Origin of the sequence: Exiguobacterium sp. SH4S7 (genome assembly GCF_004336795.1) — a bacterium.
Lineage (GTDB): Bacteria > Bacillota > Bacilli > Exiguobacteriales > Exiguobacteriaceae > Exiguobacterium > Exiguobacterium aurantiacum_A.
This window is the reverse complement of the sequence record NZ_SJUT01000005.1, coordinates 100,898-123,786: the sequence shown is the minus strand read 5'-3', so window position 1 is coordinate 123,786 and position 22,889 is coordinate 100,898. Positions and strand designations below refer to the sequence as shown.

Genomic DNA, 22,889 nt, shown 5'->3' with positions numbered 1-22,889 from the left:
GTGACAAACCACCAGTTTCTAGCTTTGTGCTAAACTGATTGATGGAGGAGATAAATGATGAACATTCGACACGCACAGTCAAACGAAAGTGGAGCAATCGCACCGCTCGTTTACGCAGCGATTCATGATATCGCCTATTCATTGACGGGGACGGCAGACCAAAAGCAAGTGCTCGAACGCTTAGCGATGTGGATCGGCCGACCGAACAACCGGTTAAGTTATGAAAACATTTGGGTGGCAGACATAGACGGCGTCATCGCAGGCGTTATTATCGCCTATGAGGGCAAGCGCGCGATTGAGTTGGATGAGCCGATTAAGCAATGGCTCATCGAGCATGGGAAGCCTGGACATCTTGACGTGGAGACGGAAGGAGACGTTTTGTATATCGATTCCGTGGCCGTCGACTCAGAATTTGGAGGACGCGGCATCGGTACGAAGTTGATCCAGCGAGTGGTCGAACATGCTCGCGAAACAAACATCCCGGCCGTCACACTCAACGTCGACCAGGGCAATCCGGCAGCGGCTCGTCTGTACGAACGTCTTGGATTCCGCAAACATAAAGAGATTGAGATTTCAGGAGACCGTTTCGATTATATGATGCTCGACTTGTGAAACATGGACCGAAGTCCGAGTCTCAGTCTCGAAACCGATGCAAAACCCGAGCTTCTCGGATATACTAAGTGCTTGAAACGAATCAGATATAAAAGGAGATCGATTATGGAGTGGAAAAATATCCTGCGCGGTATCGCGATGGGGACGAGTGACTTGATTCCTGGCGTCAGCGGGGGGACAATCGCAGTCATTTTAGGGATTTACGATCGATTGATCGAAGCTATCAGCGGTGTGTTCAGTCGGCAGTGGAAAAAGCATATTGGGTTTCTAATTCCGTTAGCAATCGGAATGGGAACCGCGATTTTAGGACTGAGCCGTCTGATTGAATTTTTATTGTTAGAATACTATGCACCTACACAGTTCTTTTTCATCGGCTTGATTCTTGGGATTATCCCGCTATTGATGTTTGAATTGAAATCGCGTGCGACGATGCGTCCCGTGCACATCGTGGCGATGGTGATCGGAGCGATTCTAGTAGCAAGTATGGCAATCATCAAACCGGCCGACACAGCCATTATTACTGAACTGTCGACCGGCACGGCGCTGTTGTTGTTCTTCTCGGGTTGGCTCGGCAGTATGGCGATGTTGCTCCCGGGGATCAGCGGCTCGTTCGTCTTGCTCTTGATCGGCGTGTACCCGACGGTCATCAGCGCCTTGTCGAACTTGAACGTGCTCATTATCGGGATCGTCGGACTCGGTGTAGCCGTCGGATTCATCGTCAGCAGTAAAGTGATCCGTTATTTGCTCGGGAATTTCCCGGGCATGACGTTCTCGGTCATCTTAGGACTCGTCATCGGGTCCCTCGCCGTCGTCTTCCCGGGTCTTCCGGAGACGGCGACGATGTGGGTCTTGAGCGTTGTTTCGTTCGTTGCCGGTTTTTTGATCGTCCGACTGCTCGGCCGATTTTCCGTATAAAAAATGCGATCCTGTCATTTGCTGACAGGATCGCATTTTTGTTGGGTCGAGGTTATCAATTCGTGTTTTTCGACGCTTGTTCAATAAATGAACGGAATCAATCGTTTTCGTGATTTCGCCCAAGTTTGATAGGCGCTGCCGAAGTGTGACGTCAACATCTGTTCTTCGATATGGATGCGCCAAAGCAAGGCGATCCCCATGGCGAACGTACCGACGAGCGCGACGCCCCAATGACTGAAATAGAGCGAAAATCCGAACGTGATAAATAATAGCCCGGTATAGAGCGGATGGCGCAAAAAGCGGTACGGTCCAGAGCTGACGATCTCATCAGCAGGACGGACGACGACGTGACGAGTGAATTGATGACGCAAATGCGCGATTCCCCAGTAACGAAGTGAAACACCGGCTATGTAACACCCGAGCCCGAGCCAACGGACTAGGAGCGGTTGGCGTGTTTCAGTGAAAATAGATAAACCGATCGAGACGGCGAACACGGTGACCATAATGAGTGAGACGATGTAAAAGCTCATGTGCTCACTGTTGCCATCGGTCGGTTCATCACGATTACGGTATCGCCTCATCTCATACAGCCATGCGGTCGAGACGAGAATGAACAAACCATCGAGCCAATCCATAGCGTTTCCCCCTTTCTTCAATATGTTCCACTCATTACCCGCCTCTTCCTGCTGAAAAACGCCTCGCAATGTGCGAGGCGCTCCGTTCGCTTCATCATACTAACGAGAACTAGCAACGAGATCAGCACTCGAAGGGTCGAGCGCTTCACGTTGAATCTCATCTTTTATAAGTTGGTAGGTGAGGCACATCGGTTTTTCGGTCCGTGGGTCTCGTCCGATGATGGCATCGATATGAAAGACTTGTCTAAGGACGAGCGGACAAATGACTTCCTCGGCGGAGCCCGTCGCGAGCACTTCTCCGTCTTTCATGGCGACGATATGGTCGGCAAACCGGGCGGCCTGATTCAAGTCGTGGAGGACCATGACGATCGTCCGGCCCTGCTCGCGGTTCAACGTCTCGAGTAGTTCGAGCACTTCGAGCTGATGCGCGAGATCGAGATACGTCGTCGGCTCATCTAAAAATATCAAGTCCGTCTCTTGGGCCAGTGCCATCGCGATCCACACCCGTTGGCGTTGTCCGCCTGAAAGGGCGTCGACGCTTCGATCTTTGAACTCGAGCGTACCGGTCACGTCAAGCGCCCAATCAATCACTTCATGGTCATGTTTCGATAAACGACCAAACCCGGATTGATAAGGAAAGCGACCGTACGAGACGAGTTCTCCCACGGTCAAGCCGCCAGCGCCTTCAGGCGTTTGCGACAAAATCGCCATCTTTTGGGCGATTTCTTTCGTATTGCATTTGGCGATGTCCGCTCCGTCTAAATGGACCGAACCGTTAGACGGGGACAGAATCCGAGTCATGGCTTTCAAGAGTGTCGATTTCCCACAACCGTTCGGGCCGATGATGGTTGTGATTTGACGGTCCGGGATCGATAAACTCAATTGCTTCACAATTGTTTTGCCGCCGTAACCGACCTCGATGTCTGCCGTATGGATCCGTGACATGTGGATTCCCCTCTCCTCGTAACAGTAGTTTTGATAATGATTCTCAATGTAACGTCAACTATAGCAGTCTGAATGAAAAGCTGTCAACGAATGTTTTGATATCAAAATAGATTGTCTGAACTAAAATTTCGATGTATATTAAATGAGAATGATAATCAGTGACGGTAAATGTTTAAGGAGGATGGAGCGGATGAGCGAACAGGACGTGTACGACGTAACAATCATTGGTGGCGGTCCGGCGGGATTGTATGCCGCTTTTTATAGCGGGTTGCGCGGGATGAAGACGAAGTTGATCGAATTTCAACCGCATCTCGGTGGTAAGATCCATGTCTATCCGGAGAAGATGATATGGGACATCGGTGGCGTCACCCCGACGACGGGTGCCCGCCTCATCGAACAATTGATTGAGCAAGGTCTCACGTTCGATCCGACCGTCGTGCTCGGCGAGAAAGTAGAATCGATGGCGAAAGATCACACTGGTCATTTCGTGCTCGATACGACAAACGGCCGGCACGTGTCAAAGACGGTCATCGTCGCGACGGGGAGCGGTATTTTACAACCTCAAAAAATTGAGATCAGCGGGGCGGAGCGGTTCGAAGTCTCGAACCTTCATTATACGGTTAAGTCGTTGATGCGTTTTAAAGGGAAGACGGTATTGATTTCCGGTGGCGGCAACAGCGCCATCGATTGGGCGAACGAACTTGAGCCGATTGCGGAGCGCGTGATTTTGACGTATCGAAAAGAAGCGCTCAAAGGGCATGAATCGCAAGTCGACAAGCTCCTCTGTGGCCGAGTCGACTGCCGACTTCATACAACGATCGAGGACTTGATTTCCAATGATGGCACGACGATCCATGCCGTCAAGCTCATCGATTGCGGGACCGGGGCAAGTGAATTGGTCGAGGTCGATGAAGTGGTCATCAACCACGGCTACGAACAGGACTCGGCTCTCCTCAACGACAGCGAATTAAAAGTCGAGATGGTGGATGGGTTCTATGTGAACGGGAACGCGAGCAGCGAATCGTCAGTACCTGGACTTTATGCGGCGGGCGATATTTTGACGCATGAAGGCAAGGTGCATCTGATTGCGGGAGCGTTCCAAGATGCGGCTAACGCGGTCAACCGGGCCAAGACGTTCATCGATCCGGACGCGACGAAGTCGGCGATGGTGTCGTCGCACAACGAACGGTTGAAAGCGAAAAATCGTGATATTATCGAGCGGACAATAATGAAGCAGTGAGGGATGTCCCTCACTGCTTCATTGCCGGATAATCACATAGTTCGACGATGACCCCGCCCGAGTGGCGTGGGTCCATATAGATGAGGCGTCGGCCTTTTGCCGTCGTTCGGAGCGTATCTTCTAAAAACGTGATGCCGTCGCGTTTCAAAGCGGCAATCGATGCTTCTAAATCATCGACCCGATAGGCGATGTGGTGAACGCCTTTGCCGCGTGCTTTCATGAATCGGGCGATCGGGCTCGTCGAACTTGTCGGCAAGAGCAACTCGATCACGTCTTCACCGACGTGAATCACGGCGAGCTCGGTTTCGACACCGGCTGCCGTATTCGTATAACGGTCGACAAGTTTTCCTTGTAACACGTTCGTGTAAAACGAGATCGCTTCGTCTAAGTCGCGAACAGCGATCCCGGTGTGGTCAATTTGCATACTAATCCCTCCTCTTGCTCTAGTTTGCCGAAACTTGAACAAAATGTCACTTCACAACGTTTTAGCAAAATCCGATATAGTAGAAGAGGGAGGGACGGCGACATGAACGGAAAGATCACTCTTGGATTGATCAGCGCGTTCGCGCTGGTATCATTTGTGTTTGGACTCTCACTTGCGACGTTTGTCGATTATCAGATCAATGAGGAGCAAGTCGTTCTCGAACGACTGACGACCCACAAAAAAATCGGCCCGGCAGAAATCCTTTCGACCGAAGTGGATTTTCATTTGAACGGTTCGAATTATGCGCTTCGCTTCACGGATGAACCTCACATCACGTATTGGTTCAGTGTCGCGGACCGTGAAATTCAATTCGATCGGATTGAATCGTTGGACCGACGTGATATCGGGCTTCGAACCGTGCTGTTCGAAGAGATGCCACCCTTAGCAATCGAATCGGCAAACGCTGCTGAATGAAGAAAAGACGCCAAACGAACGAATCCTTTCCGTGAAAAGGACGTGACGTTTAGCGTCTTTTTCTAATTGAGTGGAAACGATGGCGCGGAAGGCGCCACTTCTTTAATCATCGTGTAGGTTCCTGCTTGGGTTGGCGATCCGCCTTGTCGGATCAAAGCGTATCGTAGCTCTGGTTGGAGTGAAGTCAACGTGACCCGAATTTGTTCAAGCGACCTGAACCGGAAATAAAATTCTTGCTGAATAAAAGACACGGCCTCTTGAATCAATTCATCGCTACCTGACACGTGGAGTTCATATACGTCCAGTCGTCCAGATCCAATTCTTGATCGCATGATGCCGACGATTTTCCCTTTCAATTTAAGGGAATGGAAGACTTCCTGACGACGTTCATGCTCGAGCAGTCGTGATGCAGTCAGCGGCAACACATCAGTCAGCATATGCGCATATTGATTTCGGTAGGCGAGCCAGCTAGAGTGTGTCGCAAAATAATCAACGTGAAGCGACCAGTTCTCGTATGTATATTTTTGGAAAGGGATGAGCGGCAATGTGTAAGTGACAGTCTCGTGATATGGATCAAAACCGAGCACTTCAAACATTCGACGCTTATCTTGGTCGTGGTCTTGTTTGACGTGTAACAGCAACGTTGTGTCATGTATACTGTTTCGACGTATCTCACGGATCAGTCGGTCGAGCAAACCTCGGAAGACATAGCGGTCCCGATACGCCTCGTGCGTGAGCCGGATCATCTGATCCGTTGCATAATCGCTATAGTCGGAGGCGATTGCTGCGACGGGAACATCTCCTTGCCAGGCCGTATGGACATATTGGTGTGGTCGGATGGCGAGGATGTGAGGCGACTCGCCCGGGTTGTACAATTGGTGAAGCAGTGAACGTTTTTTAGGTTGGATTTGGCGACACTCCGCGAATATAAGCGTCCGTTTCATGAGGAATCCTTCTTTCTTCTAAAATAATCACTACCCTTAAATTGTAAGGGCTACCAATTGAAAAATGTCGTGTTCATTTTATGAACATTCATCATGTTTGATTACTGTTTTGACACGTGGAAAGTCAGATTTTTAAAGGGGAATGGTGAGGGAAATGGCTTTGGAATGAGCATTTTATCGAAGTGTGATCCGTGTCGGAACGAGGAAGTTTAGAGCAACGAAGGGGCTGTGAGATTTGTTAAACTTTTCCGGTGGGAAGAGGAGAAACGAATGGGTCGAAGCGAGAGAGACGTGCTATACTGTCAGTGAGAAAAAACGACAGGAGTATGATATGCGATACGTAATAAGTTTATGGTTGGCGCTGCTATTGGTCGGTGTCCCGGCCACGGCTCTTGCCGAGACTGAACCGATTGTAGTCCATGACAATGTCATCGTTGAAGAACAGGTCGAGTTATACGAAGGCTTCCGGTCACCAAATGAGATGGTGTTTATTTTCGTTTTAATTGTTCTGTTGTCAGTGATCGGGTTGGGCATTATTAACGCGATTGAATAACGTGAAAACGTTCACAAAACTGCAATAACTATCCCGGAAGCGGTTTCAAATATCTTTTATACTAGGTATGTAGGAAGGAAGTTCTGCACCAACTTCCACTCCTCTTTTCAGATGAACACCCCTCGTTCATATCATGTTTTGGAGTCAACCGACGCCGTCGGTTGACTCCCTTTTTTTTAAAATTGGATGCGTTTCTCTTTGGCTAGCCGGCGAAGTCGTTTCGTTTCATCAGAATGTCCGCGGCTCTCGAGCATATTGACATACACTTTGAACGGTTCTGAACGGTGTGAGAAGAAGGGGATGTACTCAGAAAACAACTTCCGTTCAGCTTCTGACAATTGTCCGCGCTCAACGAGGAGTTCGAGTTCAAGCATTTTAAGTGCTTGATAGTCCTCAAGTGCACTGTCATCGGACGGGGCTTTGGCAAGTGTCCGTTCACAAAGTGTGATGATGCGTTGATGGAATAAATTCCATTCAAACGAAGTGTAGGGTTGCTCAAGAAGTGTAGAGAGTAAGTCGACCCGTGTCGAGTCAACATCTTTTGGGACGTGGAGCGCCGTGTACAAAGAACGATCGATCCACACGTCGGAGGTGGGGGCGTCGAGTTGATAGTAATGAATCAATTGAGTGAGCATCGTGGTTTGCGAGAGTTTCAGCAGTCGAAACGGGTCACTTGTTGAAAATAGGGGCTCTTCCCCTGCCGAAGAGGACAAGAGTAAAAACATTTCCTCATACATCGTCCGTGCCTCTGCTTCATCTTCGGCGTAATACGATAAGTCACGAATGATTTTCTTGGCGTGTATATACCAATTCTTTTGATCGCGTTCGCTCATGATTTGATTTGGCAGCAAGTAGAGGTGATCGTAAGCCAATTCCACGAAGCGTTCAGCGAGGATTACTGTCTGCGAGAGCGAATGTCGCTCGTCTGACGATTTTTGTTCTTTGTAACGAGTGAACTGACTAATCATGTAATCCATATCTTTTTCTTCGATAACGGCTTTAGGGGTGTTTCGGTACATTTCGACGACTAAATCGCGAAGAGTCGTCTCTCCGTACTGTTCAAGTAACATGCGGAGCTTCCCGATGCGCATTAGCTCTCCCTCCCTTCAAAGGACATCGAACGGGCTGCCATGTCTCGTTTATAGGCAGACACCGATTATTATTCCTTTCCCGCTTTTCATTTAAAACAATCCTCGCGTCTCATGCTTAAGACGGATTTTTGCGCTAACCGTTGTCAGAATAGAGTTTGTCGATGATAATGTAGGAAAATCTAAACTATAGAGGTACATCATATGAATGACGATCAACAACTCTCACGTGTCGAACGACGCAGACGTGAATTAGAACGCGAGCGGCTAGAAGAACTGTCTCGCGATGAACAAGTGAATCCGGGTGAGGCGGAAGACGAAGTGATTCGCCCTTCACCAGAGTCGAAGCAAGCGGAAGGACAAGACCATCCATTTTTAGATCGTTCCGATGAAAAACGGACCGAGACGAACAATAATCGAAAACGGAAGGTTCAGGCACCTAAACTGAAGATGCCGTTCGGGAAAAAAGCGAAGCGCCAAAAGCGTGAGGACAAGCGAGAACCTCGCTCTCATGACACGAAAGAGCGTGTTCCGAAGCAGCAAAGCAGCGTACCGCCGAAACAAAAGCCGCAAAAAGACAAGCGCAAGCGCCGAAGTTGGAAAGGAAAGCTCTTGCTCGTCTTGTTGCTCCTCGTGATCGGGGTCGGTTATATGGCATCAAACCCAGTTACGTTCTTAGTCATGGGCAGTGACGCCCGTGTCGGCGAATCGGTGTCCGGTTCACGAACCGATTCGCTTCAGTTGATGGAGTTCGTCCCGCGTTCGCGGACCGTTCAAAACGTATCGATTCCACGAGATACGTATACGACGATCCCTTGTGAACCTGAGCGCGAAGGCGATAAGATTACCCATGCCTTCGCTTATGGAGGCGCTGAGTGTACGGTCGGTGCAGTCGAAGGATTGACCGAGACTTCGGTCGACGGTCAAGTCGTCATCACGTTCGAGACGTTCATGGAATTGATCGACGTCGTCGGCGGAGTGAACATCACGGCCACCCATTCGTTCAGCGAAAAGGGGTTTAATCAAACGTATGAATACACGGAAGGTGTATCGTATTCGATGGACGGGGATATGGCGCTCGCCTACGCGCGACATCGTAAATCGGATACAGACGGTGCCCGTTCAAGTCGCCAAACCGAAGTCATGTCGGCAGTGGCCGACAAGTTGGTAAGCCCGGCCGGATGGTCGAAGATCCCGGCCACGTACAGTTTTATGAAAGATGAGATGGGGCTCGAAATGAATCCGCTGCAAATGGCGTCGGTTGGCCTCACGATGATGCTTCAACCCGAAGTGAACAAACTTCAAGTCGACGGACAAGATGCTTACATTGACAACATCTACTATTACCAACCGAATGAAGAGAGCGTCCAATCGATTCGTGACGCGCTCGACTTAACGATGTGGGGAACTGTGAGATAATTTTGCGAAACGGGTTTGATTCCGTACGGAAAGAGGAATTTTAATCAAATGAACTACTCTTTTGAGGAGGGAAATTTGAATGAAAGTTTTAGTCATTGGAGCAACAGGAAAGATCGGTAGACGTGTCTTGAAAAGTTTAGCGAAAACGCATCAAGTGACCGCTTTAATTCGTTATCCTGAACTGCAAGCAGAGTACGAAAAAATGGGTGCGCGCGTGCTCACCGTCGATGTTGAAAAAGAGCTTGATAAAAAGATTCACGAGGCGACCGCTGGCCAAGACGCCGTCATCGTCGCTGCGACAGCAGGTGCTGAAGGCACGAGCAAAGAGATTGAACTGCTTGACCGGAACGTCGCGATGAAAGCGATTGACGCCGCTAAAAAAGAGCGCGTCCGTCACGTGGTCTTACTAAGCGCATACGGTGCCGATCGACCAGACGCGGGCCCGAAAGAACATTACAACTTCTTGTCTGCGAATAATGCGGCCGATGAGTATATCGAACATAGCGGCTTGAACTACACGATCATTTGCCCAGTGGCAATTATAGATGGACCTGGAAAAGGGTCGATCGAAGCTTCAGAAGACTTAAGTGACGCCTCAGGCGCCACGATTTCCGAGACGGACGTCGCGACAGTCATTGCTGCCTCGCTCGATAATCGGGGCTTGTACGGACGTCGGATTGAAATTAGATCAGGAAGTACACCGATCAACGATGCACTCGATTTTGATAGTCGAGGCGAAGCCGCGACAGCTGGAAGAACGACACTTCGTCGACCACAGCGATGACCGAAAAAATGAAGGAGAAGGTGTCTTGATGGAACGAAAACTGTACAAAGATCCGTCTGACCAAATGATAGCAGGCGTTTGCTCGGGGCTCGGGAAGTACCTCGGAGTAGACGTGACGTTGATGCGGATCATCTTCGTCGTTCTCGCCTTATTCGGCGGACCGGGCTTGTTAATTTATATCGTGCTCGCGATTGTCATGAAAAAACCGCCTTCAGAGTATGAGGCGGAACAAGAAAGCCGCTTCTAACGAAAACGTGCTGACCAATGCGGTCAGCACGTTTTTTCATTCCGTATAGAGCGTGTAAGTCGCTTCGAACGTTTCGTTCGGTGCGAGCAACTGCATATCTTCTTTTTGACGGATGTCTTTACGATGTCCTTTATAATCGGCATGACCGAACCAAGGTTCGAGGCAGGCGAACGGGGCGTCAGACTGAGGCGGTGACCAAATCCCGAAATGGGTGAATGTCGGGCACTCCATGACGATGGCGCGACCGCTCGGTTGGTGGCGCAGTGCAGCATACTCGATATTTTCGAAAATTAAAGCGTCTTGGTCGAACAAGTGATGCGAGAGCGGGATGTAGCGGCGTTCGCCGAGCGGTTGATAGGCGCCGGTCAAATAAGGACCCTCTAACAATAAGCGATCAAGTGAGCGCGTCTCACCGAAATCGATTGTATACTCTTCGAACACCCCGCCCGCGAACGGGATATTGAAGGCAGGGTGTCCGCCGATGCTGAACGGTAACACCTCGTCGCCGCCGTTTCGGACGCGATATGTCACGTTCAATTCCTCGCCGATCAGTCGATAGTCCACGTGAAGTTCGAACGGGAACGGATAGTGTTTCTGTGTCTCGACCGAGTCACGGAGAACGAACCGGACGTGTGTATCAGACGATTCTGCGACTTCGAACGTCTCATCGCGAGCGAATCCGTGTTGGCTCATCGTATACGTCAAGCCATCATATAAGTAACGGTCATCCAACAATCGTCCGACGAACGGGAATAAAATCGGGGCTTGTCGTCCCCAATACGTAGGGTCGCCTTGCCAGAGTAGCTCGGTCCCGTCGACTTTCCAACTCGTCATTTCCGCGCCTTGCGCTTTCAAAGTGACACTGACTTTTTCATTGTGAAGTTGCACGATAGTTCCGCTCCTTTGAGTGAATGTGATAAGTTAAGTTTAGAAATGAATAGGACAGAGAACAAGGGGTAAATGATGCGATTTCATAAACTGGCTATTGGATTGATTATGGCGGGACTGATCGCCGGTCTGGGCTATAAAGGGTATGACGAATACAAGGCGAGTCAAGCGAGCGAACAGACTGACCGTGTCGCGACGGACGACACGGTTCTCGGTGGTCTCGAGATCGGTCAACGCGCGCCCGCCTTCGAACTGGAGACAATCGAAGGGGAAACGTTGGCACTTGATGCATACGCAGGACAGCAAGTCGTCTTAAACTTCTGGGCATCGTGGTGCCCGCCTTGCCGAGAAGAACTGCCGGAATTGATCGAGTTCGGCGAAGAAACCGGGATTCCGGTGCTCGGGGTGAACGTCACGAAAAATGAGCGACGCGGCAGACAAGACGTCGAGGCGTTTTTGAAAGAAGTCCCGGTCAGCTTCCCGGTATTATTGGACGAAGCAGGCACGGTGGAGAAGACGTACCGCGTCGTCGCTTTGCCGACAACGTATGTCGTCGGTCCGGACGGTGTGATTACAGCCAAACAAGTCGGTCCGGTCGACTTTAACTGGTTACGCGAACAGACAAAATGAACGTACAAAGACAGACTGGAAGAGAACCGGTCTGTCTTTGTTTACTTTTTATAATGTTGTTTGATGAGCGCATCGAAATTCGGTGTCATGTCTTCTTCAAGATAATAATGGTGGTTATCTCGAATGATCGTATCGCCAACCCGTGCTTCTGATGGCAAGAATCGTCGTGGGATAAAACTTGAGCCGTTGTTCCAACGTAACACGGCGTATTTCCCTTCGACTCGCACCAACGTGCCGTATTTGATCATGCCTCTTCCTCCTCAGCGAACAGCTTTCTGTCTCTTTTATTCTTATAGAGTGTATTCCCACATTCCATAAAACCTACACATATTTGAATGTTGCTACACAAACGAAGGAGAAGTAAACAACGATCAGTAATTGTGAAGAAAGTTTGAAGAAAACGCTTTCTTTTTGAAATGTTTTCTTCTATAATGAAGGCACGGGGTGATTATGACGAATTTGTGAACAATGGGGGTATGGTCAATGTTTTCATCAGCTATGATCGGATTGCTCGCTCTTACCGGAGTGACGATTTATGGGATTGACCGTATGTTCACGGTCCGTTCAGAACGCATCACAAAGAAATAGGTTTACAGAGGGGGATCGCAACGTCTTGGGGAGACGTTGCGATTTTTTTGCGTCAATAGTCGCGTTGGCGTGCCTCGCGCTCATGCTCTTTTTGTTCGACATGTTTTCGATTGCGTTCGTGAACCCGGTTAAAAAAGGCGTGCTCAGGCCAAAGCGAGGACCAGACGCGTTCTTCAGGCAAAGCGAGGATATATTCTTCGGCAGCGCTGAGTCGCTCAATCATCTTACTGCGGTCATCACATAGGTCGCCGTGGCCGGGGATGAGCCAACGGATCTCGTGTTCGTAGACGGCGGATTGAAGTTTTTGAAGCGATTCGAGATACGCTTCCGCGTCGTGCTCAATGAACGGTGGTTCGATGTTCGATCCGTAATCACCGCACACGAGCAGACGCAACGGTTCGACAATGAGTGACATATGGGTCGCTTCATGTCCTGGCGTCAAGTAGAACGTGATCGGGGTAGCACCGAGCTCGACCGTACTGTCTTCGGAGATGATGATGTCGACGACTGGCTTTTGAATCGGGCGGTCGATGTAATACTGTTCGTAGAACGTTTTAATCTCTTCAAGTTGGGCGCTGGCGTCTGTTTCGACGAACGTTTTTGAAGCAATCACGGTCGCATCAGGGAAAGCGTAAGCGCCGATGATATGGTCATAGTGCTGGTGCGTATAAATGACGTACAATTTCTTACCTTGTCGCTTCAACTCGATATCGCGACGGATGGTCGCAACTTCTTCTGGCAACCAGTTCGGGTCGATTAAGATGAGGCTGTCTTCAGTGTCGATCAAAGTCGATGTGGTTCGCATTAAAGCACTCTCATAAACGGTAAATGGCTGTAGGCGGACTTGAATCATGGTGATCCCTCCTTCATATCTCCAATTCTTTTCCCGAATCGGTCTCATTTAAGCGTGACGTCAAAAAACAAAAGAGCAGGAAGTCGAATGACCTCCTGCTCGTTACATGGTGTGCACCATGTGGTTATGTGTGCGAGTTAAGCCTCGCGAATATGTCGGAAATTGGAGCGGGTGAAGAGAATCGAACTCTCGTCATCAGCTTGGAAGGCTGAGGTTTTACCATTAAACTACACCCGCACATTCAAGTATACGATTTAAAAATTGGAGCGGGTGAAGAGAATCGAACTCTCGTCATCAGCTTGGAAGGCTGAGGTTTTACCATTAAACTACACCCGCGAAACGCTTAACGTTACGGTAATATAATAGCACACGATTTAACCTTTGCAAACCCTTTTTCGAAAAAACATTAGTTGTGGCGGATAGGTGGTCTTGCTAAGATAATAGAAGAGGGGAGTGGGACGGGCATGAGCGAACGAAAATCTTATTTGAAGATGATGAGTGAAGGGTTTCGCATGATGAACCAGGCGAAACAAGTCGAACAAACTGTAACGCTCCGTCAATGGACGTTCTCGGTGCGGCATGAGTCGATGTGGCATGTGATTTTACGGACTGACCGGCTAAAATGGGTCAGTTCACCGACCGAGACGTTGGTCATCGAGCCGATGTTCGTTCAAATCGGAGCGTTGCATCTCACGCGCCACGTTGAAACGAACGAGGTACGTTTGAAAATCGAGGAAGAATGGGGAATTGAAAGTAAGATCGTCTGCGACGACCAAGAGTGGGAACGATTCGTCGAAGCGCTCAAACAATTGAAGGGGGAGTAGTCGTGAGTCGAGAACGACTGTATCGGATTGAAGCGGAAGCCCGTGGCAGCGCTTGGCGGGCCCGCGTATTGACCGGCATCCAACGGTTCCGCTTTTTTAAAGGGGAACTGCTCGCACCGACTGAACGACCCTACGTCGTCTTGAGCATCTCCCAAGACGCGGGGGCGTTACCCGATTTGATTGAGACGGATATGGGCGTCTTGCTCATCCACGAACGAATCGGACCCATCTTTATGAATCTATGTCCGTACGACATCCAGCTCGTCCGGGTTGAACTGCATACGAGTACCGGCAAGACCGACCACTATTGCGCGCTCAACGTCTTACGCCGATTTGAGATCGAGCACCTCGAGGATTCCGGTGAATATCGTCCGTTAAGCGAGGATCGTCTCTACTTTCTGTCCCGACAAACCGTTCGGATGGATTTATGCGGACATATGATCGCCCAAGATCGAAACAGCCAACGCCTTTACGTGACGGAGCGGCTCAAATATGCGCTGCAAGCCAAAATGGTCACCGGCCTGACATTCAAGAAAACGAAGGAGCAATTAGCATGAAAGAATACGAAATCGACGGGTGGCTTCGTTTATCCTACCCAGAGCACTATGAATACAATGAAGAAGAGGATCACGTCAGCTTCTATTCGGTGGAGGAAGATGCGCAAGGGACGCTTCAAATGTCTATCTATGAAGCAGAGGAGGCCCAGGCACCTGAAGATGCGGCGCTGCAAGAACTGAATACCTTTTTAGGGGAGTTCCCGATCGACATTAAAGTCGCGCCGAGCGTGACGGATCAATCGGGCGGCATGACGACGGCTTACGCGAGCGGGATTGAAGACGACATGTATTTGGACGTCTGGTCGCTCACGGACGGGAAGCGCCTGTTGTTTTTAACGTACGTCGCCGACAAGAAGACGGATGAAAAGTTAGAGATCGAAGCGATCGTCGATTCCATCGAATGGACATGAAAAGAGACACGAAGCCAAGTTGGCTCGTGTCTCTTGTTCGTTATTGGAACTTTGGTACGTCGAAGTGAACTGTGTACGAATTAAGTTGGCTATACACGTTATTGATTCGATGGGTTTGTTTTAAAGCCCAACCGATATCGGTCGCATATTGATGCACACCCGGTCGGTCTGGGTTGAAACGCATCTTATAAAGTGTATTTTGTTTATAGGTTGGGTGATTGATGTATTGTTCGCTAATCCATCTAGCACCATCTTTAATTGCAATCTCTGGTGTGAACCACTTCTGCTCGAACGCGAATTTCGCGCCTAAAACAACGGGATTGCTATCTGAAGCTCGGATGCCGTACATATTGTAGACTGTAGCCGCAACAGGACGTTCAGGATAGATGCGTGTACCGCTATTATTAATTAATGCGTTGCCGTCTTTATCGACAGGAACCCCTTTAGATAAAAGTGATGAACCATACCCTGTTTCATGTGTAGCGTGGGCAAGCAAATAGACTTCATTTACATTATATTGTTTTCCTGAGTCGATGAAGAGTTGTCCTTTATCGGTTAACGTTCCGCTCAATCTGCCGTTGTTATTGAGGACTTTATTCAACATCGGGGCAGTCGTTCCTGCATTCTTCGTCAAGTCGAGGAATTGATAAAATCCACCTGAACCAACTGTGAAATGATCAGGGTTTGTAAACGCATCAATTTCAGACAACGAAGCGTGACGCCAAACATGATCGTAAATACGAACGTTATGTCCGCCTGGTCGGTAGTACGGACCGATTAAATAGTAATTTCCGACTTGTCCCGTAATACGGACTGTTTCACCAGGGTTAATATGTCCGTATACATGTGAATTCAGATTATCTAAACTAAGAAGTTTTGCTTCTCCGACAACGGAAGAGGCCGGAACGTATCCGATCATTGGACCATAAGAAACTTTGTACCACGTCGAGATGCCGCTCGGACGCTCCATATATTGAAGAAGAGCGCCGCTTGGGATTGTCGCCAACACTTCGGCGTTATTGCTTGACGGATTTTTTTGCAAGTTAATCGATCGAACTGTTTGAAGAGGTGTATGAGTGATCACACCAGTAGACCCGGTGACTTTTACCCACGAACGCGGTAAGTAAGTCGCTTTCGTTTTATTCGCGTCTGTCAGCCCGGAATTGGCGGCTTGGCGTTCGGCCATCCCGCGAACTGTCATTGGATAGTCTGTATACGATACAATGCGTTGGATACCAGTAGCTGGCGGCGTCGTCGTAACGGGTGCCGTATAACTCAAATGGATATAGCCGCCGACGAAACTTCCGCTCGTCAAGATGCCCCATTCCGTATTCAAGACAGGTTTCACTTTTACAATCGTGCCATGGATAAGGGTGCCGATGGCGGCATTTCCAGTCCCAGGAGTCGGCCGGACGTTCAGTGGCGTACCGCTTGAGATGACTTGTACTTCAAGCTCAGGTCCGTATTGTTCGGTTGAAGTCGACGGGGCTGTGAGCGAGAAGTTACGTGCTGCGACATACCCAGTCGTGTTTGCGTAACGAACTTTGAACCATGAGCCCGTCGCGCCGTGCGCCGACAGCTGATCGACTTTTGCACCGACCGGGATCGTTTGAAGGACGTTTCCGCGCGTCGAAGTCGAAGAGTACATCGTCGCCGTCTCTTTAGCGTAGTAAGGTGTGACCTGTTCTGCGACTTGTGACTCAGATAAGTTTCGCATCGGTACGTAACCTGTCAACGAGCCGGCTGCGACTTTCGCCCAAGACCCGGTTGTACCGTGTGTCGAGATCAATTTAACGCTTGTCGCGATTTGAAGTGTGCCGACTACTTTTCTTGAAGTCGACATCGAATTGAAAATACTTGATGTCGATTTGACGTACATCGTTGTCGGTTCGACTGTCACGAGCGGCTGCAAGTTCCGTTTCGCGACATAGCCCGTCTTCCCGCTGTATGTCACTTTGGCCCACGATCCGGTCGCGCCGTGCTCCGAGAGGAACGTTACTTTCGCACCTTTCGGGATCGCAATCAGGGTTGGGGACGTTGAAATCATCGAGCTATGCATCGTCGTGTTTGTTGTCGTACTATGCGTCGGGTTCGCTTGGGGTGCCACGGTTTCGCCTCCTACTTGAGAGAAGTAGCGTTGAGCCACATAGCCAGTTTTCCCGCCGTATGTGACTTTGAACCATGATCCAGTCGCGCCGTGCGTCGATATGTAAGTGACGGTCGCACCTTTTGGAATCGTTGTAACGATTGAAGCGCTCGTTGTCATCGCCGAGCGCATATTGACGGTCGCATTAGCTGTATACGTTTTGGTTGTTGCCGCTTTCGTGACGGTAGACTTCAACGTTAAGTACGAGGAAGAAACGTATCGCTTTTGGCCTTGAAACTCGATTTGGGCCCAGTTGTTGCTTGTCGAATAAACTTGTACAGCAGTTCCTTTCGTCAACTTGCCGACAATCGCTGCCGAAGTCGACGTAGACGACCGGACGTTCAAAATGGAGGTATTCACCGTGCCTTCGTATGTTGCTGCATATGACTCGGTCGGTCCGATCATGCTCAATACTGTGCTAGAGATGAGGACGGCCGCGCTCAGTCGTGTAATAGTTGGTTTCAATGTGTTACCCCTTTCATTCCATATACTTCAATCTATAAGTGTTCTTCGTAGTGCGCGGTCTAAGTATAGCGCACTTAAAAAATGGAAAGAAGATGAAAAATTTCAAAAAAGGTAAATGAATTAGAAAGTCGTTGGTTTAAAATGTAAAAATAAAAAAACCTCCATTTAATAGGAGGTTTTTCCATGTCTTAGCTTAAAGGTTGCGCAAGAGCCAACTGCTTATATCGGTCCACACTTCGTCGCGTTGCCGTTCGCGGAGCACTTCGTGACGCGCGTTGTCGTAAGACAGCACCGTCAGTTCGACTTCTGCTGCCTGATAGTTTCGAACAATCCCTTTCAACCCTTCCCCGTCGTGTACGACCGGGTCGTCCGTTCCGGCGACGAAGAGGATCGGGAGCATCTTCGGATGTTCATGGATACGGGCGAGGGATGTGACCTCTAGCGAAGCGCTAGCTACTTCATATAAGTAACCGAGTGTCGGGATACCGCCGCAGTCCGGGTCGCTGCGGTAAGAGGCCACTTCTTCCGGGACGCTAGAAATCCAATCGTTCTCCGTCTTGCTTGGGAAGAATTTTAAATTGTAGCGCCCGAACAAGAGACGTTCGAACAGGCGAGAGTGGTAATCGCTCCCTTTCATACGAATTGCCGACCCGATGGCGTAAAGCCCGAGCCGGCCGACGAAACCAGAGCCGGGAGGCGGCGAAATGGCGACGATGCCGGCTAGGTTATGACCCATGATTTGACCGAGACGACGGACGAGCAAAGAACCAAAACTATGTCCGATTACAAACGTCGGCAAATCATTTTGATAGTGACCGATCAATGCGACAGCGTCTTCGACCATTTGGTCAAATCCTTCTTTTGGAAGTAAGTGAGCGTATGTGGATTGAGCACGCGCTGATTTTCCAGCTCCGCGAAGGTCGCAAACAAAAACGTTAAATCCAGTTGTTGCCATAAAGTCGGCGAACTCGACATACCTGCCGTGGTGCTCGAGCATACCGTGAAACAAGAAACAATTTCCAATCGGGTTCGTTGCCGGGACGTGCAATACGTGCGTGCGGTACCCGTCTGCGTACGTGTGCTCAATGACGTCCAAAGTCATCCCTCCGTTGTCGTGTGGATTAAAACAATCCGATGGCCTTACCTGTCTCGTCGATGCCCATGTTGAGAGCGGCTGGATGTTTTGGCAGTCCTGGCATCGTCAAGACGTTACCCGTCAAAGCGACGAGGAAGCCGGCACCGACCGACGGTTTCAACTCTCGTACGGTTACCGTGAATCCTTGAACGTATCCGAGTTTTGTCGGATCGTCGGATAGTGAGAACGGTGTTTTGGCCATACAGATCGGCAAATCGTCCCATCCGTTCCCTTTAATTTGAGCCATTTGCTTTTTCGCCGTAGCGGTGAACGTGACGCCGGCCGCTCCGTAAACTTCTCGGGCAATCGTCGTAATCTTCTGTTCGATCGAATCAGTCAGCTCGTAAAGTGGTGTGAGCATGGCTTCGTTCGACTCGACTGTCTCGATGACGGCCTCGGCAAGTGCTTGTCCGCCTTGTCCGCCGCTCGCCCAAACTTCGCTGAGGGCGACGCGGATTTGATGCGTTTCGCACCAGTCGAGCACAGTGTCGAGCTCTGCGATCGAATCTGAATTAAAGCGGTTCAAGGCAACGATGGTTGGCAAACCGAGCTTTGTCATCGTGTCGACATGTTTGGCGAGCAACTCCATGCCTTTTGTGACGGCCTCGACGTTTTCGATGTGGAGTTGGTCTTTGGCGACACCACCATGCATCTTCAACGCGCGGACTGTCGCCACGAGGACGACCGCATCAGGATTTAAGTTGCCGATACGCGATTTAATATGACAGAACTTCTCGGCGCCAAGATCAGCTCCGAAACCGGCCTCGGTGACGACGTATTCGCCGAGCTTCAAGGCAGTCTTTGTCGCGATGAGCGAGTTACAGCCGTGCGCGATGTTCGCGAACGGGCCGCCGTGGACGAGAGCCGGGGTCTGTTCAAGTGTTTGGACCAAGTTTGGCTTGAACGCCTCTTTCAGTAAGAGTGTGGCCGCACCGGCCGCACCAATCTGTTCAGCCGTGACGGGTTCATTATCGAAGTCGTAGGCGACGACGATCCGCTTGATACGCGCCTCTAGATCGGCGAGCGAATCGGCGAGGCAAAGGATCGCCATAATTTCTGAGGCGACGGTGATGTCAAAACCGTCTTCGCGCGGGACACCGTGTGCGGCTCCGCCAAGTCCGACCGTCACGTGGCGAAGGGCACGGTCGTTCAAGTCAAGGACGCGCTTCCAGACAATTTTCCGAACGTCGATTTTTAGATCGTTGCCTTGATGAAGATGGTTGTCGAGCATGGCGCTGATCGTGTTGTGGGCTGACGTGATGGCGTGCATGTCACCCGTGAAGTGGAGGTTGATGTCTTCCATCGGCAAGACTTGGCTGAATCCGCCGCCGGCCGCTCCGCCTTTTAGCCCCATCGTCGGGCCGAGTGACGGCTCGCGGAGACAGACGATCGCTTGTTTATCGAGTCGGTTCAACGCTTGACCGAGTCCGACGGTGACCGTCGATTTTCCTTCTCCGGCGGGCGTCGGATTGATGGCTGTGACGAGGACGAGCTTGCCGTCTGCTCGAGTCTTCACTTGTTCGAGCAAATCGAACGACAGTTTTGCTTTGTATTTCCCGTAAAGGTCGAGATCATCTTCTTGTAGGCCGAGCTTTTCAGCGATTTGCTTGATGGGGAGCATGTCCGCTTGTTGGGCGATCGCTAAGTCAGATAACGGTTTGATTGTCGTCATGTATAAATTCCCTCCACTTTCGAACGTTTTACTAGTATTATGTTTGATTCATTCGTGATTCGAGCCATAATTCGGATCGTTTCTCTAATATAAACTGGCTCGTTCGTATTGTCATTGACTTTATCATAACGCATCAGTTCTGCAAATTCACTAATTGAGTTCAATATATTCCACCCATTCCGTCAAATGTATCCGTTTTCATTTTATTTCATTGCAGGTAAATTGATAGTGGAGGCGATGAAGATGATTGAAACACCGAAGCGAAGCAAACAGAGACGGAATTGGAAGAAGCCGGCAAGCTTTATCGCATTTGTCGGTCCGGCCTTTTTGGCGTTCGTGGCCATTGTACTCATCCCGTTCTTTAACGGGATCTATTACAGTTTCACGGACTGGAACGGGGTGACCGGTCAGTTGAACTTTGTCGGATGGGATAACTATCATCGACTCTTGTTCGAGGACGCCCAGTTCCGTTCGTCGTTTTGGATCACGACGAAATACACGATCGTGGCCGTCATCATGACGAACATTGTCGGCTTTTCATTGGCGCTACTGTTGACGATGAATATTAAGACGCGAAATATATTGCGAACGGTCTTCTTTATGCCGAACTTGATTGGCGGACTTATCCTTGGTTTCATCTGGCAATTCATTTACGTGAAAGGATTCGAGTCGATCGGATCATTGACCGGCTGGAGCCTGTTCGAGCTGCCGTGGCTCGGCGACGCCCAGACAGCGTTTTGGGGAATCGTCATCGTCGCGATCTGGCAAGGCGGGGGCTACGTGATGGTCATCTATATCGCGGCGCTGCAGAACGTGCCTACGGATTTGCTCGAGGCGGCCCGGATCGACGGGGCGAACCGGTTGAAAATGTTGCGCCATATCACGCTCCCGATGATCATGCCATCGATTACGATCTGTCTGTTCTTGACGATCTCCTGGTCGTTCAAAGTATTCGATACGAACTTGTCGCTCACGAACGGAGGACCGTTCAAATCGACCGAGATGCTCGCCTTGAACATTTATACAGAGTCGTTCGTGAACAACAATTACGGTCTCGGCTCGGCGAAAGCGGTCATCTTCTTCCTCGTCGTCGCGGCGATCACCGTCACCCAAGTGTATTTGACGAAAAAACGGGAGGTGCAGGCATGACGACGGAAAAAATTGAACAGTTCGAACCAAAAGCAGATCAGACGCCGAGACGGCAGTTGCCGCAAAAGCCGCTGCGGACGAGCGGGTATACGACCGGCCTTGGCCTCATCGAATTGGTCGCTATTTTACTAGGACTGTTGTATCTCGTCCCGTTTTATTACGTCATCGTCAACTCATTCAAGTCGATCGCTGAGATTTATACGAACACGTCCGCACTCCCAAACGTCTGGCTCGGATCGAACTATACGGAAGCGTGGGAGGCGATGAACTATGGCCGCGTCTTTTTGAACTCGCTTTTGATCACGGCCGGCGCGAACATCGTCATCGTCATCTTCACGTCGATGGCGGCATGGAAGCTCGTCCGGACGAAACATTGGATCTCGACCGTCATCTTCTTCTTGTTCGTCGCGGCGATGGTCATCCCGTTCCAATCGATCATGATTCCGCTCGTGAAAGTATCGAGCGTGCTCGGTCTATTGAACAGTCATTGGGGACTGATGGTCATGTATCTCGGGTTCGGGTCAGGTATTTCGGTGTTCTTATATCATGGCTTCATGAAATCGATCCCGGAAGAGATCGAAGAGGCGGCCATCATCGACGGTTGCTCGACATGGGGGCTGTTCTGGCGGATCGTGTTCCCGCTCTTGAAACCGATCACGGTAACGATCGTCATCTTGAACAGCCTATGGATTTGGAACGATTTTCTGTTACCTTCACTTGTCCTCCGAGACATTGAACTGCGGACGATCCCGCTCGCGACGTTCTATTTCTTCGGACAATATACGAAACAATGGGATTTGGCACTCGCTGGTTTAGTTCTTGGGATCGTTCCGCTCCTCATCTTCTTCTTTGCTATGCAACAGCATATCATCAAAGGGATTACGAGCGGCTCGATCAAATAACCCTTCCCAAGGGATCTCCCTCGTCCGCTACACGGGGGAGAATTTTTTTTAGAAAAGCTGTTGACATTCGTCTGAATATTTATAATAATGAGTTCAATTCAATTGTGAACGACATTGAAAGGACGAGTACACAGAAGACGTAAGCAAAGCGAGCCGGGGAAGGTGAGAGCCCGGACTGAAATCTCTGTCGAAGAACCTCCTGGAGTCGCTACCCGAACGCTTTGCAAGTAGACGTAGCCGGACCGTTCCCCGTTATCGGAACTACGAGATGTTCGTCTCGAAAAAGTGAGTAGATTCGTCTACTAATTTGGGTGGCACCGCGGAGCTTGAAGCCTTCCGTCCCATAGTCCATGGGATTGGAGGGCTTTTTTCTATTGCTCCGTCCCAAAT

The 22,889-nt window shown here is 50.0% G+C and carries 25 protein-coding genes, 2 tRNA genes and 1 other annotated feature; of the genes, 14 read left to right on the top strand and 13 right to left on the bottom strand.

Annotated elements, in window-relative coordinates; all coding sequences use genetic code 11:
• The first annotated feature begins 57 nt into the window (after positions 1–57).
• Positions 58–612, top strand: coding sequence for a GNAT family N-acetyltransferase (locus EVJ29_RS10765; RefSeq protein WP_236633514.1), 555 nt, complete (start codon positions 58–60; stop codon positions 610–612).
• Between the two features lie 105 nt (positions 613–717).
• Positions 718–1,527 (top strand): DUF368 domain-containing protein, encoded by an 810-nt coding sequence (locus EVJ29_RS10760; protein WP_131505095.1) that lies wholly within the window; start codon positions 718–720, stop codon positions 1,525–1,527.
• A gap of 80 nt (positions 1,528–1,607) precedes the next feature.
• Here the strand turns inward: EVJ29_RS10760 and EVJ29_RS10755 are convergent, their stop codons facing one another.
• Positions 1,608–2,162 carry a methyltransferase family protein gene (locus EVJ29_RS10755; protein ID WP_016509434.1) on the bottom strand — a complete coding sequence of 185 codons (555 nt, stop codon included), beginning with the start codon at positions 2,160–2,162 and terminating at the stop codon, positions 1,608–1,610.
• Positions 2,163–2,261: 99 nt separating this feature from the next.
• Positions 2,262–3,107 carry an ABC transporter ATP-binding protein gene (locus EVJ29_RS10750; RefSeq protein ID WP_070328869.1) on the bottom strand — a complete coding sequence of 282 codons (846 nt, stop codon included), beginning with the start codon at positions 3,105–3,107 and terminating at the stop codon, positions 2,262–2,264.
• A 190-nt stretch (positions 3,108–3,297) separates the two neighbouring features.
• Between EVJ29_RS10750 and EVJ29_RS10745 the strand changes: the two genes are divergently transcribed.
• Positions 3,298–4,347: an NAD(P)/FAD-dependent oxidoreductase gene (locus tag EVJ29_RS10745; RefSeq protein WP_070328870.1), complete on the top strand. Its 1,050-nt coding sequence runs from the start codon at positions 3,298–3,300 to the stop codon at positions 4,345–4,347.
• Positions 4,348–4,357: 10 nt separating this feature from the next.
• Here EVJ29_RS10745 and EVJ29_RS10740 read toward each other — a convergent pair whose 3' ends face one another.
• Entirely contained in the window at positions 4,358–4,771 is a 414-nt protein-coding gene (locus EVJ29_RS10740) for a VOC family protein (protein ID WP_070328871.1), read from the bottom strand.
• 102 nt (positions 4,772–4,873) lie between these two features.
• Here EVJ29_RS10740 and EVJ29_RS10735 point away from each other — a divergent pair, with 102 nt between their 5' ends.
• Positions 4,874–5,245 carry a hypothetical protein gene (locus EVJ29_RS10735; RefSeq protein ID WP_070328872.1) on the top strand — a complete coding sequence of 124 codons (372 nt, stop codon included), beginning with the start codon at positions 4,874–4,876 and terminating at the stop codon, positions 5,243–5,245.
• A gap of 62 nt (positions 5,246–5,307) precedes the next feature.
• On the opposite strand, the gene EVJ29_RS10730 is transcribed toward EVJ29_RS10735, so the two are convergent.
• Entirely contained in the window at positions 5,308–6,189 is an 882-nt protein-coding gene (locus tag EVJ29_RS10730; RefSeq protein ID WP_131490648.1) for a hypothetical protein, read from the bottom strand.
• A 331-nt stretch (positions 6,190–6,520) separates the two neighbouring features.
• Here EVJ29_RS10730 and EVJ29_RS10725 point away from each other — a divergent pair, with 331 nt between their 5' ends.
• A complete protein-coding gene (locus tag EVJ29_RS10725; protein WP_035385937.1) occupies positions 6,521–6,742 on the top strand; it encodes a hypothetical protein in 222 nt (73 codons plus the stop codon).
• Positions 6,743–6,918: 176 nt separating this feature from the next.
• Here the strand turns inward: EVJ29_RS10725 and EVJ29_RS10720 are convergent, their stop codons facing one another.
• Positions 6,919–7,833, bottom strand: a complete 915-nt coding sequence (locus EVJ29_RS10720) for a hypothetical protein (protein ID WP_070328874.1) — start codon at positions 7,831–7,833, stop codon at positions 6,919–6,921.
• 201 nt (positions 7,834–8,034) lie between these two features.
• Between EVJ29_RS10720 and EVJ29_RS10715 the strand changes: the two genes are divergently transcribed.
• The 3 genes from EVJ29_RS10715 (at position 8,035) to EVJ29_RS10705 (ending at position 10,280) form a co-directional block, all read left to right on the top strand.
• A complete protein-coding gene (locus tag EVJ29_RS10715) occupies positions 8,035–9,249 on the top strand; it encodes an LCP family protein (protein ID WP_131465707.1) in 1,215 nt (404 codons plus the stop codon).
• A gap of 79 nt (positions 9,250–9,328) precedes the next feature.
• A complete protein-coding gene (locus tag EVJ29_RS10710; protein WP_071399121.1) occupies positions 9,329–10,033 on the top strand; it encodes an NAD(P)-binding oxidoreductase in 705 nt (234 codons plus the stop codon).
• A 28-nt stretch (positions 10,034–10,061) separates the two neighbouring features.
• Positions 10,062–10,280, top strand: a complete 219-nt coding sequence (locus EVJ29_RS10705; RefSeq protein ID WP_016508377.1) for a PspC domain-containing protein — start codon at positions 10,062–10,064, stop codon at positions 10,278–10,280.
• A gap of 36 nt (positions 10,281–10,316) precedes the next feature.
• Here the strand turns inward: EVJ29_RS10705 and EVJ29_RS10700 are convergent, their stop codons facing one another.
• Entirely contained in the window at positions 10,317–11,168 is an 852-nt protein-coding gene (locus EVJ29_RS10700; protein WP_233589682.1) for an aldose 1-epimerase family protein, read from the bottom strand.
• A 75-nt stretch (positions 11,169–11,243) separates the two neighbouring features.
• On the opposite strand from EVJ29_RS10700, the gene EVJ29_RS10695 reads away from it, so the two are divergent.
• The gene (locus tag EVJ29_RS10695) at positions 11,244–11,798 is read left to right on the top strand and encodes a TlpA family protein disulfide reductase (RefSeq protein WP_070328877.1); all 555 of its coding nucleotides are present in this window, start codon (positions 11,244–11,246) and stop codon (positions 11,796–11,798) included.
• Positions 11,799–11,839: 41 nt separating this feature from the next.
• Here the strand turns inward: EVJ29_RS10695 and EVJ29_RS10690 are convergent, their stop codons facing one another.
• The 4 genes from EVJ29_RS10690 to EVJ29_RS10675 form a co-directional block, all read right to left on the bottom strand.
• Positions 11,840–12,046, bottom strand: a complete 207-nt coding sequence (locus EVJ29_RS10690; protein ID WP_016508383.1) for a DUF3006 domain-containing protein — start codon at positions 12,044–12,046, stop codon at positions 11,840–11,842.
• A 392-nt stretch (positions 12,047–12,438) separates the two neighbouring features.
• Positions 12,439–13,239: an MBL fold metallo-hydrolase gene (locus EVJ29_RS10685; protein WP_131505094.1), complete on the bottom strand. Its 801-nt coding sequence runs from the start codon at positions 13,237–13,239 to the stop codon at positions 12,439–12,441.
• Between the two features lie 163 nt (positions 13,240–13,402).
• Positions 13,403–13,476, bottom strand: a tRNA-Gly gene (locus EVJ29_RS10680).
• 25 nt (positions 13,477–13,501) lie between these two features.
• Positions 13,502–13,575 (bottom strand) — tRNA-Gly (locus EVJ29_RS10675).
• 128 nt (positions 13,576–13,703) lie between these two features.
• Here EVJ29_RS10675 and EVJ29_RS10670 point away from each other — a divergent pair.
• From EVJ29_RS10670 to EVJ29_RS10660, 3 genes are read left to right on the top strand one after another with little or no spacing between them, the layout of a single operon-like run.
• Positions 13,704–14,063: a hypothetical protein gene (locus tag EVJ29_RS10670; protein WP_131441135.1), complete on the top strand. Its 360-nt coding sequence runs from the start codon at positions 13,704–13,706 to the stop codon at positions 14,061–14,063.
• A gap of 2 nt (positions 14,064–14,065) precedes the next feature.
• Positions 14,066–14,620: a hypothetical protein gene (locus EVJ29_RS10665; protein ID WP_070328879.1), complete on the top strand. Its 555-nt coding sequence runs from the start codon at positions 14,066–14,068 to the stop codon at positions 14,618–14,620.
• The gene (locus tag EVJ29_RS10660) at positions 14,617–15,030 is read left to right on the top strand and encodes a hypothetical protein (protein ID WP_070328880.1); all 414 of its coding nucleotides are present in this window, start codon (positions 14,617–14,619) and stop codon (positions 15,028–15,030) included. The genes EVJ29_RS10665 and EVJ29_RS10660 overlap by 4 nt, the downstream gene beginning before the upstream one ends.
• Before the next feature lie 40 nt (positions 15,031–15,070).
• Here the strand turns inward: EVJ29_RS10660 and EVJ29_RS10655 are convergent, their stop codons facing one another.
• The 3 genes from EVJ29_RS10655 to EVJ29_RS10645 all read right to left on the bottom strand — a co-directional run bounded on the left by EVJ29_RS10655 (position 15,071) and on the right by EVJ29_RS10645 (position 20,448).
• Entirely contained in the window at positions 15,071–17,641 is a 2,571-nt protein-coding gene (locus tag EVJ29_RS10655) for an SH3 domain-containing protein (protein WP_131465703.1), read from the bottom strand.
• A 193-nt stretch (positions 17,642–17,834) separates the two neighbouring features.
• On the bottom strand, positions 17,835–18,737 hold the full coding sequence (locus EVJ29_RS10650) for an alpha/beta fold hydrolase (protein ID WP_131505093.1): 903 nt from the start codon (positions 18,735–18,737) through the stop codon (positions 17,835–17,837).
• Between the two features lie 25 nt (positions 18,738–18,762).
• Complete coding sequence (locus EVJ29_RS10645; RefSeq protein WP_131505092.1) at positions 18,763–20,448, bottom strand: formate--tetrahydrofolate ligase; 1,686 nt, start codon at positions 20,446–20,448, stop codon at positions 18,763–18,765.
• 243 nt (positions 20,449–20,691) lie between these two features.
• Here EVJ29_RS10645 and EVJ29_RS10640 point away from each other — a divergent pair, with 243 nt between their 5' ends.
• Together EVJ29_RS10640 and EVJ29_RS10635 are read left to right on the top strand one after the other, a co-directional pair.
• Complete coding sequence (locus EVJ29_RS10640) at positions 20,692–21,597, top strand: carbohydrate ABC transporter permease (RefSeq protein ID WP_070328883.1); 906 nt, start codon at positions 20,692–20,694, stop codon at positions 21,595–21,597.
• Entirely contained in the window at positions 21,594–22,499 is a 906-nt protein-coding gene (locus EVJ29_RS10635) for a carbohydrate ABC transporter permease (RefSeq protein WP_236633513.1), read from the top strand. Before EVJ29_RS10640 ends, EVJ29_RS10635 begins: the two co-directional genes overlap by 4 nt.
• A 105-nt stretch (positions 22,500–22,604) precedes the next feature.
• Positions 22,605–22,846: a binding site (T-box leader), on the top strand.
• Positions 22,847–22,889: the final 43 nt, after the last annotated feature.